13 protein-coding genes and 1 riboswitch are annotated in these 15,893 nt (G+C 48.7%); of the genes, 7 read left to right on the top strand and 6 right to left on the bottom strand.

All coding sequences use genetic code 11. The features are described from left to right. Window positions 1–14 precede the first annotated feature (14 nt). Window positions 15–2,369: a bifunctional diguanylate cyclase/phosphodiesterase gene (locus KNP77_RS09490; protein ID WP_251139016.1), complete on the bottom strand. Its 2,355-nt coding sequence runs from the start codon at window positions 2,367–2,369 to the stop codon at window positions 15–17. Between the two features lie 162 nt (window positions 2,370–2,531). Here KNP77_RS09490 and KNP77_RS09485 point away from each other — a divergent pair, with 162 nt between their 5' ends. After that, window positions 2,532–3,383, top strand: coding sequence for a CPBP family intramembrane glutamic endopeptidase (locus KNP77_RS09485; RefSeq protein WP_214890352.1), 852 nt, complete (start codon window positions 2,532–2,534; stop codon window positions 3,381–3,383). A 25-nt stretch (window positions 3,384–3,408) separates the two neighbouring features. After that, window positions 3,409–3,930, top strand: a complete 522-nt coding sequence (locus tag KNP77_RS09480) for a GNAT family N-acetyltransferase (RefSeq protein ID WP_131466222.1) — start codon at window positions 3,409–3,411, stop codon at window positions 3,928–3,930. Between the two features lie 35 nt (window positions 3,931–3,965). Here the strand turns inward: KNP77_RS09480 and KNP77_RS09475 are convergent, their stop codons facing one another. The 3 genes from KNP77_RS09475 to KNP77_RS09465 form a co-directional block, all read right to left on the bottom strand. Beyond that, window positions 3,966–5,294: an N-acetylmuramoyl-L-alanine amidase family protein gene (locus tag KNP77_RS09475; protein ID WP_251139015.1), complete on the bottom strand. Its 1,329-nt coding sequence runs from the start codon at window positions 5,292–5,294 to the stop codon at window positions 3,966–3,968. Between the two features lie 272 nt (window positions 5,295–5,566). Beyond that, window positions 5,567–5,818: a hypothetical protein gene (locus KNP77_RS09470; protein WP_070329102.1), complete on the bottom strand. Its 252-nt coding sequence runs from the start codon at window positions 5,816–5,818 to the stop codon at window positions 5,567–5,569. 64 nt (window positions 5,819–5,882) lie between these two features. After that, window positions 5,883–6,560, bottom strand: a complete 678-nt coding sequence (locus KNP77_RS09465; RefSeq protein WP_070329103.1) for a hypothetical protein — start codon at window positions 6,558–6,560, stop codon at window positions 5,883–5,885. Between the two features lie 266 nt (window positions 6,561–6,826). Here KNP77_RS09465 and KNP77_RS09460 point away from each other — a divergent pair, with 266 nt between their 5' ends. After that, window positions 6,827–8,089, top strand: a complete 1,263-nt coding sequence (locus KNP77_RS09460; protein WP_214890346.1) for a helix-turn-helix domain-containing protein — start codon at window positions 6,827–6,829, stop codon at window positions 8,087–8,089. A gap of 60 nt (window positions 8,090–8,149) precedes the next feature. Here the strand turns inward: KNP77_RS09460 and KNP77_RS09455 are convergent, their stop codons facing one another. Both KNP77_RS09455 and KNP77_RS09450 read right to left on the bottom strand, forming a co-directional pair. Beyond that, window positions 8,150–8,470 (bottom strand): hypothetical protein, encoded by a 321-nt coding sequence (locus tag KNP77_RS09455; RefSeq protein ID WP_131466578.1) that lies wholly within the window; start codon window positions 8,468–8,470, stop codon window positions 8,150–8,152. Window positions 8,471–8,675: 205 nt separating this feature from the next. Beyond that, window positions 8,676–10,514 (bottom strand): ATP-binding protein, encoded by a 1,839-nt coding sequence (locus KNP77_RS09450; RefSeq protein ID WP_236633572.1) that lies wholly within the window; start codon window positions 10,512–10,514, stop codon window positions 8,676–8,678. Between the two features lie 263 nt (window positions 10,515–10,777). Here KNP77_RS09450 and KNP77_RS09445 point away from each other — a divergent pair, with 263 nt between their 5' ends. The 4 genes from KNP77_RS09445 (at window position 10,778) to KNP77_RS09430 (ending at window position 15,666) form a co-directional block, all read left to right on the top strand. Next, window positions 10,778–11,383, top strand: a complete 606-nt coding sequence (locus KNP77_RS09445; protein ID WP_131466580.1) for a flavin reductase family protein — start codon at window positions 10,778–10,780, stop codon at window positions 11,381–11,383. Window positions 11,384–11,555: 172 nt separating this feature from the next. Further along, the gene (locus KNP77_RS09440; protein WP_070329107.1) at window positions 11,556–12,509 is read left to right on the top strand and encodes an AAA family ATPase; all 954 of its coding nucleotides are present in this window, start codon (window positions 11,556–11,558) and stop codon (window positions 12,507–12,509) included. Further along, a complete protein-coding gene (locus KNP77_RS09435; RefSeq protein ID WP_131490742.1) occupies window positions 12,506–13,573 on the top strand; it encodes a DUF58 domain-containing protein in 1,068 nt (355 codons plus the stop codon). The genes KNP77_RS09440 and KNP77_RS09435 overlap by 4 nt, the downstream gene beginning before the upstream one ends. Continuing rightward, the gene (locus KNP77_RS09430; RefSeq protein WP_214890343.1) at window positions 13,570–15,666 is read left to right on the top strand and encodes a transglutaminase domain-containing protein; all 2,097 of its coding nucleotides are present in this window, start codon (window positions 13,570–13,572) and stop codon (window positions 15,664–15,666) included. Before KNP77_RS09435 ends, KNP77_RS09430 begins: the two co-directional genes overlap by 4 nt. Before the next feature lie 41 nt (window positions 15,667–15,707). Next, window positions 15,708–15,808, top strand: a riboswitch (purine riboswitch). Window positions 15,809–15,893 lie beyond the last annotated feature (85 nt).

Here is a 15,893-nt window from a genome sequence, read left to right as displayed (position 1 = left end):
GAACTGCAGTCTTTTTAAGCCCGGGTCTTTCCGAACTCGATATAGGTCGTGACCGATTTGACGTGCTTCACGACGTCTTTCTCGCGAAGCGGACGGCTGAAGTAAAAGCCTTGGACGTAGTCGCACTGCTCATTGAGCAACCATTCGAGTTGGTCAGACGTTTCGACGCCTTCCATCAACACTTTCATGTTGAGGTTATGACCGAGTTGGATCATCGAGCGGACGATTGCTTCTTGGTTGCGGTCTGTGAACAAGTTGACGATGAACGAGCGATCAATCTTGAGCACTTGGACCGGAAGTTCGCGCAGTTGGCGGAACGACGAGTAACCAGTCCCGAAATCATCGAGCGAGATCAAAATCCCGTACTGATGAAGTTGGGTGAGCTTATCGCGCGTCGATGCCTCGTACGACAGCATCGATGATTCCGTCACTTCGAGTTCGAGGAACATCGGGTCCATGCCGGTCTCTTGTAAGATGGTTTGCAGCGTCTCGACGAAGTCTTCACGCGCGAACTGGAGCGGTGACACGTTGACTGAGAGCGTGAACGGCTTGACGCCGGACTTGTTCCACCGTACCCAAGCGAGACACGACTCGCGCATGACCCAGTTGCCGATCTGGTGGATCAGTCCGGTGTTTTCTGCGATTGGGATGAATTCGGTCGGTGTGACATCGCCGAGTTCGAAATGATTCCAACGCAAGAGCGCCTCGACGCCTTCGAGTCGATTTTTCGTGAGCGATACTTTCGGTTGATAGACGAGCGTGAACTCGTGACGATCCAGTGCGTGGATGAGCGCTTTCTCGATCTCAACCGTGCGTAAAATTTGATGCTTCGATTCGTCTTCGAACTCTTTGATTTGGTTTTTCCCGATCCGTTTCGATTCGTGGACGGTGAGTCGCGCGTATTGGACGAGTTCGTCCGCGGACGTCGTGTCTTTCGGATAATGGCTAACGCCGGCGCTCATCGTGAGTTCGACGGTCGTCCCGTCGATATTGAACGGTTGTGAGATCGCTTTAATACACTTCTCCGCTTTTTGTTTGGCGAGTGTGCTGCGCTTATCGAACAGTAAGATAATGAATTCCGAAGCACCGACTCGTGTCAAAATGTCATCTGGATGAATCGTGACGCGAAGACGTTCGGCGATTTGCATCGTCAATTCGTCCGTACCGTGATGTCCGAGCATATCACTCAAGAAACGCCAGCGGTCGATGTCGATGTAAAGACAAGCGACCGGGTCCTCGATTTGAATATGTTCCGCAAGGATGCGTTCGAGCTTGTGGCGGTTCGGCAAATCGGTGAGCGTATCGTGATACGCCATATGTTCGACGAGACGTTGTGAGGCGATCGCCTCCGAGACGTCCCGTAAAAACCAGAGCACTTGGTCCATCGCTTCACCTTTGAGCGGGTAACTCGTCACTTCAATCGTCTTATCGTCGATTTCGACCCGTCTTGGGTCATAGAACTGTTGATTGATCGTCAAGGACGAGTGGTAGTCTTGGAAAAAAGTATCGTCCGTTTTGTCGAACAAACGATAAAACGCGGTGTTGGCGTACTGGATCATGCCATCTTTCGTCGTCGTGACGACCGCATCCGTCGTCGAATCGAGGATCGTCGCTTGGATGAGTTCTCGTTTCTTGAGGTGACGGTCGAGCGTGAGCGACAAGAAGAAGATGGCAAACAAGATGACCGTGATCGCCGTGACGAGCCAGGCGAGAAGCGACGGTTCGACGGCATTAGCGAACGGGCTGTTCGCTTCGATGAACACGAACGATGACGCGGCCATGCCGACGAAATGCATCCCGAAGATGGCGACGCCCATGAGCAGTGAAAAGAACACTTTCAGCTCGAGGTCGATTTTTTGTTTGGCATACTTTGAGTAGAAGCCGATCCATAAGGCGATAAGTGAGGCCGCGATGGCGATGATGATCGACAACATGGCCAACCATGGATCATACGAAATCGCGACGCCTTGAATCGCGGCCATGCCGACGTAATGCATGCTGGCGATACTGGTTCCCATCAACAGTCCTGCACCGATCAATACGGGATGAGTCGTCCGGCGCGAGACGATCAAGAAGCCGAAGATACAGCCGGCCATCGCAATGATGACAGACAGTAAAACGAGCGGGATCGAATACGTGACGGGGCGCAACGCCTCGTGAGCGAGCATGGCGATGAAATGCATCGACCAAATCCCGAGTCCGAGGGTGGCGCCCCCCGCCAAAATCCACATATTTTGAGTGGAGCGATTCGTCGCGTTCACGCGGCGTGCCAGTTCGATGGCAGCATAAGCGGAAACAGCGGCGATAATATAAGAAAGAATCACGAGAAAGTAATTGTGACTCATCGAGTGTTCGACTACTGGTTCCATGTGTACCTCGCTAGTAAATGTGATTTTATTGTAACTCTGATTATACCTCGGCAAATAGTAGCCGACCTATCATTTTGCTTCATATGTTAAAAATATTTTGCCGGTGAAGTAGGCAAGTCGCTTCTAGAGTGGGTAAACTACATATAAAAGGAGGCGGAGCGCATGATCCCGACACGAAAAGAAGTCATAACGTTTATCGTCATCGCGTTCGCGTTCTCATGGTTAAGCTGGTGGGGGCTCTATACGTGGACAAGCTTGCCGATTTTAGCGACCGTCTTGATTGGTTCGTTCGGACCGAGCGTGGCCGGCAGTTATATGGCGTATCGAGAAAACGGATGGAGCGGGGTGCAGACACTGTTGAAGCGAGGCTTCGAGTGGCGGATGGCCGGTAAGTACTATGCGTTCGGCCTGTTGCTCATCCCGTTCTTATTTGTCCTCGCGTACTGGCTGACCGATGCGAGCGGTGCGTTACTGCTGAACGAACCTTGGCTCGTCATCCCGTACTTCCTCTACATGTTATTTCTCGGGGGAACGGTTCAACAAGAGTATGGTTGGCGCGGGTATTTACTCGACGCGCTGCAACTCAACAAGACGCCGCTCCAGGCGAGCCTGTTCGTCGGCGTGGTGTGGGCGGTTTGGCATATTCCCCTCTTCTTTATGACGGGCACCGGACAGGCATCCCTCCCGTTTTGGGCTTACGCCGTCGCCATTCTATCGTTTACGTTGATCATCTCGTGGTTATATAACGTCACGACGATGAACTTATGGGCGGCCTTTTTACTGCATACGACGTTTAACGTCTCGTATGCCCTCGTCCCCTTGATCGAGCCGGGGCAGGTCTCAATCGGTTTTCTTTATTTGACGCTCTTGTTGTTCACGACGGCAATCGTGCTTGTCTGGAAGACGCACGGGTATCTCGGGTATGACCATCTCGAACAGCTCGAGGCGGTGGAAGGGTCGCATCAACCGAACGTTACGTTAGGCAGAGACACGGGTAAAGAAGGAAACGTATGATTATGGATAGAGGGAAGTGGAAATATTGAACTTTCGTCCGCTTGAACGAGATGATGTCAAACCGCTCCAGCGTTTGTTTATGGAGAGTCTGAGCGATTTGATCCGCCGGGAACAGTTTGAAGACGCTGATTTGTTGGACGAGGAAGTGGCGCGCTTGAATACGACCGTTCAAGATAGTTTGGATGACGAGACTGTCCAATTGTTTGTCGTGCTAAAAGACGACGTCATCGTTGGAACAGCGGCTATCCTTCCTCCGAACGAGATTATCACGGCACATCTCGATGTCGAGCCGGACGTACCGGAAGTCGGATGCATCTATGTGACGCCGAGCGAGCAGCGGCAAGGGGTCGGTCATTTCTTGCTTAAAAACGTGATGGACGAGCTGTTGATCAGGGGACAGCCGATTTTTTATCTCGATGCGGGGTTTCCGACCGCGCAAACGTACTGGGAAAAACGGATGGGTCCACCTGTACTCACGATCGACCATTACTGGGGACTCGGTGCCCCTCATAAAATCTGGCGGTGCGATGTGACGCAATACAAATAGAGACCTGGCTGAACGTTCAGCCGGGTCTCTTTGAATTAGTTCGATGAACGCATGAATTGATGAATGCCGGAAGCAGTCGCATCAGCCATCCGTTGACGATATGTCGTACTCGTCAGATGAGCGCGATCGTTCGCATTGCCAATAAATCCGTATTCGACGAGCGTCGACGGGACGGTATTCTTTCCGATGACATACACGTTTTGATACTTCACGCCACGGTTACGAATCGTTGGGATGCGTACGCCGAGTTCACGGTTGATGGCCGCTCCTAAGTTACGACTCGCGGAGACGTAAGGGTTTGTCGTGTAGCTCTCCGTCGTTGGGACGAGAACTTCATGGCCGTGGTAGGCCGTACTCGGTGCCGAGTTGGCATGGACGCTTACAAAAGCGCTCCCTTTATATGACTTTGTCAACGAGACGCGCTGGGCGAGGGATAAGTAGCCATCGTTTGCACGAGTCATTTTGACGTTATAGTTGTACGTGCTCGATAGTGTGTTCGCCAAGCGCTTAGCGATGTCGAGTGCAATGACTTTCTCTTGGACAGATCCGTAAACCGCACCCGGATCGTTCCCGCCATGACCGGCATCGATGACGACGGTGCGTCCTGATCCGGTTGAAGTAGTGGGTGTCGTCGTTGTGCCCGCTTTCAAATAGCGCGCTGCGACGTAGCCGGTCTTCCCACCGTAAGAAACTTTATACCACGAGCCATACGTCCCCCGGTAAGTCACATTGCGGCCAGACGGGATGGTAAGCAATACCGTTCCGGTCGTCGAGGCACTCTTCCGCAAGTTCAAGTTGACAGTCGTCGTATAAGCTTTTGTCGAGCTTGTCGTTGTCGATGGACTTGAAGCTTTTAAATATTGTGAGGAGACGTAACCGGTCTGTCCGCCATACGTCACTTTGTACCATGAACCGTATGTGCTGACATAAGTCACTCGTTTCCCTGTTGGAATCGTCAATAGAATCGTACCTTTCGTCGAGGCGCTTTTCCGTAAATTTAAGTTGACGGTTGTCGTATAGGCTTTCGTTGAACTAGTCGTCATCGTCGAAGCGGTTGTCTGCTTCACATACTGTGAAGCGACGTACCCCGTCTTGCCACCGTAAGAGACTTTATACCACGAGCCGTACTTGCTTATGTATTTGATCGTCGCGCCTGCTGGGATTGTCAGAAGGACTTTGCTCCAAGTCGCTGCACTAAGGCGAAGATTTAAATTAGCTGTTGTTTTATATGTAGTGGCCGCTTCGACACGAGTTGATTCAAATCCGGTCTGTGAAAGCTCGAGCGGTACGACTGCTGCGCCAGTGAAGACGAGGGATGTGCTAAGTAAGAGTTTTAAATGCCAAGGTGTTTTTTCTATGTTCAATCGTGATTCGCTCCTTTTTCTTGAATCTTTGAAATAACGATGAAATGAAATCGTCTTCATGTCTTCGCTATTATATAAGTAAACAAGAAAAAAATGGAGATTAATATGTAAATTATTTATCTTTTTTTAAAAAATAGAACGATAGTCGCATTTGGAATAAAAAAAGAGACACGAAGATAAACTAAATTATCTACCTATAAAAACACCTCAAGAAAGTTGGACTTTTAAGTCCGAACTTCTTGAGGTGTTCATATGAGAAACGTTTTTTGAAATTAGATAAGACGTGGAAGCTCTTCAGAAAAGGGTTTAGTTGTTTCTACCGCTTGAGTAATACGTGGAGCTTCTTCAGCAAATTTTCTGATTGGTGATTCAACTTTAGTGATGCGTGGAGCTTCTTCAGCATATTTTAAAACTGGAGCTTCGATTTTGGTAATACGTGGAGCTTCTTCGGCTAGTGGTTTAAACGAACTTCCTAGTAGAAAAATTGCTGCTGCGATAAAAAAGAATCCTGTTGCTTTTTTCATGATCAAATTCCTCCTATGTGTGTTGGTTTATGTGGATAAGCTATGATCCCTAGTATGATGTTGCTCAGTAGTCAGAGAGTGGTGATTCTAGCAATGTGTAGATTGCTTCAGATTGTTGTGCAATCCGTGATTCAAAATCTCCGATGAATTGTTGTGGCATGTTCGGCTCATAGAGCTTAACTTTGTCAGATTCTTCTGTCGTAGCAGATGACAAAATTGGAACATGAGCTTCTTGACTGAGCAGTGTGCTGCAAAGAGGAGTAAATTGATTTTCAAACTGTTGGAGCGGTTCTGGTCGCCAACAGATTGATGCTTCTGGAAGAATATATAGGATGTGTCCTTCTTTCAATAAAGACAGACACTGGCTAACAACACTTTGTTGATCCTGTTCAATGTTGATATAGCCGAACTCTTGAAAATGTTTCTCATAGACGGTTTTTGAACTGCGCTTTAGAATAGAGAGAGACAGTTCAGGCCCAAGAATGTATAGCCTTTTATGAGATCGATTTTCTTGAAGTGTTCTTGTAATCAGTTTCGGTAAAGCCTGATAGTAATCAATTTGAAACGCGTTAAGGATAAAGCCTTTAGATGAACGTAACAATTGGGTCAAATGTTCTAATCCCTCGAACTGATTAGTGTCAGTATAGGAATAAGAAGCCTTGAAAGAAGACGTTTGCTTCGGCTGGAAGTATATTCTAGGCTTAATGTAATCTTCTGCAAGTAAAAAGTTTAATTTACCCATATGATGTATTCACCTCCATTGACTTAGATTCCTTTTATTTTTTTAGGTTGAATCTTTGTACCTAAAATTATCTTAAGTGATTACTCTTTTATAGTTAAATCTTATCATGAATTGTGTATCGGTCGAACTGTGACTAGTTGGGAAATTTTCAGTCGAAAGGCCTGTTTTTTTGATACAAAACGTTTAAATTTTCCTAAATTCGAAAGAAACAGAAGGATGATAACAAAAAACTGTCTGATATTAGGGCGAAGGGGCTACTGCTTATAATGGAATATAACTATGGAAACCTAATTAAAGTAGAGCGAATGAGAAAAAATATGAAACAAACCGTTTTAGCCCGAGGGATTTGTTCAGTTTCTTATCTAAGTAAAATTGAAAATAATCAAACTTCTCCTAGTGAAGAAGTACTGGAACTTATTTTTGATAGGTTAGATCTGGATGTACCACTCTATTTTGACTTTAGCAATCAAGTAGAAAAAGTAAGAAGTGAAATTCGAAGTCTGCTAAAAGAAGCAATCTTAAATCGTAATGATCAAGACAAGCAAAATATGATTAAAAAATATATAGAACATCCAGCTGTCAAACAGTCGAGGACTCTGTATATTACTTTAATGGTTACTCTGGCAAGATTTGGTATGATGCCTGGTGGTGATGAGCGATATGTTACAGAAGTTGGTTGGATTGAAGACCAGTTGACCAAAGACGATCAGCTAAGATACACAATTATAAAGGCCCTAAAGATGTTTCACAAGAATGAGAAAGAGATTGCTTTTGAACTTGTGGAAAAATTAAACGGAGAATTAGCGGGTTCAGGAATACCTGATTGGGAAGTCGCTGATATCCGTTACATCATGGGGGGACTTTACTATAAATTTACAGATAATATTCAAGCAATCGAAAATGTGAAATTTGCACTCGTTTATTTCCAAGAGAATTTTTATTTAGAGAGAATTGTAGAATGTCATTTAATTATTGGCCTATCCTATAAGAGGAGGAAGCGTTTTTCTGATGCATTATCTTATTATCAGAAAGCGATTAAAGTGATAAGTGCCACAGATTTAAAGAATTATTATGGAATGCTTTACAACAATATGGGTGAAATTTATTCTCTGCTTGGGGAGCAAGATAAAGCTTTGCAGTATTTTATTGAAAGTTTTGAATATAAAATTGATGTGCGAAGCAAATTATATAGTGTTTTATCGTTAATTGAAGTTAACTTTGATCAAAGTAACGAAGAAGGTGTGGTGAAATGGTTAACAGTAGGACATGACTTAATGACAAAAGAAAAAGAAATAGAAGAATTCAATCATCACTTTGATATATATTTGAATTATTTTAAAGAAAAAAATGTAGATAAACTGATCTTCAGCTTGAAAAAAGCAGTCTCATATTTTGAATCCCATGATGAATACATGTACACAAAAAAATATGCACTTTGGCTTGCGCGAGAACTAAGAGAAAACGGCAAGTACAAACTAGCTACTGAATACTACGAAAAAGTAATAACGATTATGTCTCAATCCGAATAACGTCTCCCAAAAGGAGGCGTTTTTTCACGCACAAAAAAAGAGACGCCCGAATCGTCTCTTTCATGGTGTAGTAAAATAGTGGACCGTCCAAAACGATTCATGGAGAAGTGACTCTTGTTCCGCATGCCCTGCCTGTACTTGTTGGATCAAGTGGATGATGTGCTTTTGCAAGTTTGAATCGTGGGAACCGCTATGGAGGATATGATCCTCGTTCGCGATGATGTAGAAACCACCTAAGCGAAGCGGGATGTGGTTTCTCACGATTGATACGGCAATCTGGAGTTCGGTTTGTCCACCTTGAAGTGGAACGTTTAAATCAAAACGTCCCCATTGTTTAAAGTCGCCTAATTCTGAAAACGCGGGTGGGTCCTGGTGATCCAACTTCATGACCTCCAATCGTGTGTCTCTCTTCTTCCTTAGTATAACTTCTTTTCTATAAAAGACGTGTAAGAATATTGGCGTAGGTATAACCGAGTGAACTCGTTCTGTTCCGTTGCTATTGTTTTTCTATATTATGCCAAAAGATTCCTTTATTAAAAAGCAAAAAGCGGTGAAAAAACACGATCGGCTGAAATGCCAATCGTGTTCATTGATGAATCGCTTCTTTTAAAGTCGGTAATTCACAGATGAACGTGCTGCCTTCACCGTAAACTGATTCGACATGAAGGTGGCCTTCGTGTGCTTTAGTGATTTCTTTACAGATGGCAAGGCCAAGCCCGGTGCCGCCGATTTTACGACGATCCGAATTGTCGACACGATAAAATTTTCCGAATAAGTTCGGCAGAGCGGACGAAGGGATGCCGATTCCGTTATCGCGTACTTTTATGACGACTTGATCGTCGATCCGTTCGAGCGAGACGAGGACGTTGCCGCCTTCTGGTGAGTATTTGATGGCGTTGCTGAGCAAGTTGCCGAGTAGTTGTTGCATCCCGGCGAGATCTGCCTCGATATGAAAATCTTGGGCCGAGTCGGCGTCGAGGTGAATGTGGTGCAGGTCGGTCGTCTCTTGATAGAATGTGATGCTGTCGCGTGCTAGTGTATACAAATCGACATGTTCCCACTCGAACGTCTGTTTTCCGGCCTCCATCTTTTGAAGGTCGAGGAAGTCGCTGACCAAGTAGGAGAGGCGTTTCGCCTCGTCATGAATCGTCTTCAAATACAATTCACGGCGGCTGTCTTTCAAATTACGTTCGAGCATCAATTCTGTGAACCCGTAAATCGATGACAGCGGCGTCCGTAATTCATGAGACACGGTCGAAACGAGCTCGGACTTCATTCGGTCGATTTCTGTTTCGGCCGTCACATCACGTAAGACGAGCATTGTTCCGTGAAGCGTCTCGTCCCGGTAAATACTTTCCGCGTACACTTGAAGGTAGCAATCCCCCTGGTCGAGCGAGATCGAAAGTCCGTCTACCGGAGGGTCTTGGTTGAAGACGCGTTCAACATAGTCGATGAACAACTCACGTTGGTCGACACGTTCGGCCAACTGTTCGATATCGATCGAGACGGTGGCCAATTCCTCATAGCCTTTGTATTCGAACTGAAGCTCATCGAACATGCGCACGAAAGCCCGGTTACCGACAACGGTCTGTTCTTCGTAGTTCAAGTAGAGGATCGCTTCGCGCACCGAGTTGATCAATTGGGCCGTCTCTTTCCGGTCTTGTTGCATCTGACTGTAAAGGCGTGTCCGTAGCAAGGAAATCGCCAATTGATTCGCGAACGCGTTCAATTCCGACTTTTCACTCGCATCGAACTGTTCGTCATAACAAGCGAGGTAGAGGCACCCAATCATCTTGCCATCAGACGGATCCTTTACCGGGATGGCCGTCTCGTGGATATAGTAAGGATAGTTGTGAACATCGTCGGCAATTTTTTTCGACGTCGCCTCGAGTGCTTGTGAGGTCATGGTACGTTGTAATAGGTATGATTTTTCGATTAAGCTCTCTTGTTGCTCCTCGGTCATTCCATTTGGGACGACCGAATGGATTTCTCCGTCCTTGACGAGCATCAACGCGCCGAATTCTGCTTCGGTCAACAAGACGATTTTTTCGATGACCGAAGAATAGTCGAATAACGATTCCTTTGAGGCGAGCACTTCAATCAATTCGTTCCGGGATTGTAGTTTGGTCTCATTTTGTTTTGATTCCTCGAGCACTTGTTGCGTCTCTTGTTGCTTCGCGTGCATGTTTTCGTTTTGAGCAGCCATCCGTTTGATGAGCGGTCGCCCGATTAATAAAATAGCTCCGATAAACATGACTAACCCGACTACCCAGATCCAACGTAGCGACATCAGTTCGCTTGACGAGACTGTCCCGTCTCGAACGACCCAAGCTCCGATCCCGGTCAAGACGAGGCTAGCGATACATACTCCGTATAAGATACGGAGTATTTGGCGACTGTCCAATTGTTCAATCCACTTGCCCATAATACGCTCTACTTCCTTCCTTGTCTGAAAACCACTCCACTTCATTCATCAAATAATCGAAATATACATAAAGAGAAATCGTCTGAAAACCAAACTGCTCATGTACTGTGAATCGGCTGATTTTCTTTTTCTCTAATTAACACATCTAGACGGATATACCCCGAATTTAATAATCCTACACATTCCGATGCGTTTACGTTTGACATCGTCCATTCGAAACAGCTAGCTTGAAAGTAACAATATGATGAAAGAAGAGGTGGCTTATGTTATCAATCGATCCGACTGCATTGACTGAACGAGACACGTATAAGTTTTTAATCGGGAGCATCGTCCCGCGGCCGATTGCTTTTGTGACGACGCGCAACGGTGATGTCGTCAATGCTGCCCCGTTCAGTTACTTTAATATCATCGCGTCAAACCCTCCGCTCGTCTCGGTGTCCATCCAACGAAAAGATGGCGTCATGAAAGATACGGCCCGGAATGCAGTTGCGACGGAAGAACTCGTGATTCATATCGTCGATGAGACGAACGTCGCACTCGTAAACGAGACGGCGGCGAACCTAGGGCCAGAGGAAAGTGAGCTCGACCGGACGACGTTCACGCTCGAACCGAGTGACGTCATTGAAACGCCGGGTGTCAAAGAAGCGAAGATCCGGATGGAGTGTAAACTTCATCATCACGTTCCCATCGAACATGACGGAAAAGTGACGGCCGATGTTTTAATCGCCCGTGTCGTCCGTTTTCATGTCGATCCCGAATTGTATCAAGCCGGGCGCGTCGACGCAGCGCAATTGGCACCGGTCAGCCGTCTGGCTGGTGATTTTTATGCCAAACTCGGTGAACAGTTCGAGATTGAACGACCTAAATAAATATCGAAGGCGCCCGCTCGTTTTGGAGAGAGGGCGCCTGTTTTCGGGTAAAGAACGGAAAGCCGATTCGTACGATGTATTTCTTTCATTCAAGCGGCTCAATATGTCACAATAAAATCAGAACATTCGAATTTCGGAAGAGACAGGAACAAGAGAAAAAGGGGAGTCGGCCATGTCTTATCGTCCAGCCATTCAATCGATCATCACCGCCATTGAGACGGTGATCGTCGGAAAAGAAGATGTCATCGCGAAAAGTTTGACTGCTTTGCTTGCCGGAGGTCACGTGCTGTTAGAAGATGTCCCAGGTGTCGGGAAGACGATGCTCGTTCGTGCCTTCAGCCGTGCCATCGACCTTAACTTTAAACGCGTTCAATTCACTCCAGACATGCTCCCGTCCGATTTGACGGGCATCTCGATGTATAACCAAAAGACGAAAGAGTTTGAATATCGTCCTGGCCCGCTCATGGGCAACATCGTCCTAGCCGACGAAATCAACCGGACGTCACCAAAGACGCAGTCGGCGCTCTTAGAGGCGATGGCGGAGCGCAGTGTGACCGTTGACGGCGAAGTGAAGATTCTTCCGTCGCCGTTCTTCGTCATGGCGACCCAAAACCCGATCGAGCATGAAGGGACGTACCCGTTACCGGAAGCCCAACTCGACCGTTTCCTTCTCAAAATCGAGATGGGCTATCCGTCATTTAATGAGGAGATTGCCTTGTTGACCCGCTTCGAGAAGGCAGAACCGCTAGAAGCGTTGCAAAGTGTCATCTCGAAAGAAGAAGTGGAACAGATGCAGCGTGAAGTACGCGACGTTCACGTCTCGAGCGCGGTCAAGCAGTATATCGTCCGCTTGATTCATGAGACGCGGAACGACCCGTTCACATACCTCGGCGGAAGTCCGCGGGCGACGCTCGCTCTAATGAAAACGGCTCAGGCGTGGGCATACATCCATAACCGTGATTTCGTCTTACCGGATGACGTCAAGGCGCTCGCAGGAAGCGTGCTCGGGCACCGGGTATTGTTGACGGCGGAAGCGCGCTATAAAGGGAAGACGTCAGAGCAACTCGTCAAAGGGTGGCTCGACACACTTCCCGTCCCGATGGATCGCGAGGTCAAGGAAGTATGAAAAATTGGATGAAGCTGTTCCTCGTCTGGGCGGCGGCATTCGGACTTTATGCGTTCGCTCGCATCGAAGGGAGTATCGTCGCGTCGACGCTATGGTGGTCATTTTTCGTCTTGACCGTGTACTGGACGCTGTTCATGGTGTATCCGGTCACGGCGGCGAACGTGTCTCGTCGCGTCACGACAAAACGGCTCGTCTCTGGGCAGACGATGGACGTGGCACTTCGAATCGAACGAAAGTACCCGTTCCTCATCGGTGTCGTTACGCTTGAAGAGACACCGCCATCGCGCTTGGCCGAGGTGACGGATCCGATCGTGACCCCGGTCGATCGTTTCTTTCGACGCAGTGAGACGGTCCATTATGAGGTTGAACACATTAAGCGAGGCATTCATGTGTTTGACCGGACACTCCTTCACGTCCGTGACGTCTTTGGGTTATTCGACCGTAAACGGACGCTTCGGATTGAGACGGTCGTCGAAGTCTCCCCGGCTGAACTTCCTTTCGATTTGCCGCGCGATGAACACGTCGGCGGACGGGGCGAGCAATATCGGCGCACCCGGACATATACCGAAGTCGCCAACACGACGAGCGGTGTCCGTGAGTATGCGGCCGGTGACCGGATCGGCCGGATCGATTGGAAAGCGTCGGCCCGTCGAGACAATCTGATGACGAAGACGTTCGACCAAGAACAAGAAAAGAAACTATCGCTCGTATTCGTGCCGTCGGCTTCGGCCGGGCATGAGGAAGCGTTCGAACGTTCGCTGTCACTGCTCGTCGGGGCGATTCGGCAACTCGAACGCAAAAATTTGCCGTTTGAACTGTACGTCATTGAAGAGCAGGTCCGCTTGTTCCATTTGCCGGACCAAAGTGCCGAGCTTGGGCATTATCTGTTGACGGCGACGCCGGAACCGGAAGGCCGTCTCGTCGAGCGGGTCAAGCGCAACATGCCGCAAGAGACGGGCAACTTAATTTTGATTAGCCCGTTCGAGACGAAATGGGTGCGCGAACTCATGCATGAGACCCAAGGCAGCTATCATCTCTATACGGCAAACGAGGTGACGACATGACCGAGTGGGTGAAGCGAATCGTCTATACGGCGCTGGCCGCCTACTTGTTGTCATTTTGGGTTGAACCGATCGTCGGAAGCACGACGTTTGATGTGAACTGGCCGTTTTTATTTTTGCTGCTCGTGCCGATGTTTGCGAGCCTGCTCCCTTGGTACGGCTTTATCGCTGTCGTCGTCCTCAACTTTTTTACGGTCCTCTACATCTATCACGGCAGTTTGCTCGACTGGTTCGGACTATGGCTCGACGACTTGACAGGTGTATTGAGCGGGGCGCTGCCTGAAGAAGCCATTTTCTTCTCGGCGATGGCGCTCATCGGTGTCTTGTTTGCCATCTTGGTCGGCCGGACGTATCCGAGCTACGGCTTCGTTCTCGGAATGATTGTCTCGACGCTTGGGTTGATGGCGTATTTTGACACGTGGACGCTCTATGATGGTGAAAGTAATATCCTATTCGCCATCTTGGCATCGCTCTTCCTCTTGTTCGTGACCGATGTGGCGAAGCGTCCGAGCAAATCGCTCGTCCGTTACGTCAGCATCAGCCTGCTCGCTGCGGTCGTCATCGTACTTGGCAGTGTGTCTCCGACAATCGAAGGGGACTGGTCTGATCGGTTGACGACGAGTTTCCAAAACGCGGTGAACGAGGGCGGTTCGGGGAGTGGTCGCGTCGGTTATGGCGTGAACGACGAACAGCTCGGCGGTCCGTTCGAACAAGATGACGGCATCGTCTTCATCGCACGGGGTGTGCCGGCCCGCTATTGGCGCATCGAGGCAAAAGAAATTTATACGGGTAAAGGATGGGTTGAATCCCCTGTCCTCGATTCTGACTATAACCGGGGGCAGCTCGTCGACGATGAGGTCGATACGACCCCGGAACAGGCGTTGCTCCGATTTGACCGTCGCCAGTCGTTCGTCCCGTATGGCGGGGAATACCCGCAGGCTGCGGAGACGGAGAGTGGGACGGAATTCCTTGTCGGAGACATCGAAGAGTCGTTCCCGAATGAGACGATCCACATTCGCCCTTCCGGAAAAATCGTATTCGATAATGACGGACAAGTGACGCCGGAGACGATTCAGTTGCGATACAGCGTCCCTTCATTTACAGAACAACAACTCGAGCTGAACGAACCGGTGACGACGTTGACGGACGAGGAGCAACAAGCTTATTTGCAGTTGCCGGATACGCTACCGGACCGGGTCCGTGATTTAGCGGTCGAGATTATGGCCGACAGTGAGAACCCGTACGAACAAGCGCAAGCGATCCAAGCCTTCTTCCAGTCAGGCGAGTTCCAATATGACACGGAAGATGTGGCAACCCCTGAAGGCGAGACCGACTATGTCGACCAGTTCTTGTTCGATACGCTCGTCGGGTACTGTGATAACTTCTCAACGTCAGCTGCCGTGCTCCTGCGGGCGAACGGCGTGCCAACGCGTTGGGTGAAAGGCTTTACGATGGGGGATACACGCGGAGTCATCCAAGGTGAGGAAGAATATACGGTCCGAAACCGCCACGCCCACTCGTGGGTCGAGTATTTCGTGGAAGGGGCTGGTTGGGTGCCGCTCGAGGCGACGATCAGTTTCTCTGACGCTAGCTTGTTGCAAGTCGAGACGGAATCGGACATCCGAGCAGATGATCCGGTGGCGAACGACCCTCAGGCGAACCAAAACGATCAACAGACGAACCGTCCGCAAGAAGACTTGGCGCTCGACGACGTCGCGACAGGCGAGACGGCGGCCGAGTCGTGGAATATACCGGTTTGGGCTTGGGTGCTCATCGTGTTCGCAGTTGCCTTGCTCGTCTGGAACCGTAAGTCACTCGAACGGTTGATCATGGTCCTCTGGTGGACGAGACGTCCGCTCAATGAACCACGGCTCGTGGCGATGCATCGTTATCTCGTGAAACGGCTTCGCGGCGCCGGATTTAAAGTTGAGGGCCGGACGCCGTCCGAGCTCGCGGCCGAAGTCGATGCGTACTACGAATCGGACGAGATGACGCGCTTGACGCGCTTGTTCGAACAGAGCCTTTACGCCGATCAAACTCCGAATTCAAAATATAAAGAATATTGGAAAATCATGATTCGCCGAATTATGAGTTGAAGTGAACGGGTGCATACAGTAAGATAGACGCATTAGTTAGACAATTGAACAAAGCATTCCTTCGTATATACTCGCGAATTGGCGCGAGAGTCTCTACCGGACCACCGTAAATGGACCGACTATGAAGGAGCACGTTTCGTATACAGAAAAAAGGGCGTGCTTCTTCTTCGGTTTGGTGAATCCGGGGGAGAGGCTCGCTCTTTTTTTGAGATGAAGGCAGAAAGGTG

Origin of the sequence: Exiguobacterium sp. s142, assembly GCF_018618455.1 — a bacterium.
Classification (GTDB): Bacteria; Bacillota; Bacilli; order Exiguobacteriales; family Exiguobacteriaceae; genus Exiguobacterium; species Exiguobacterium aurantiacum_A.
The sequence above is the reverse complement of the archived record's forward strand: the minus strand, read 5'-3'. Positions and strand labels throughout refer to the sequence as shown.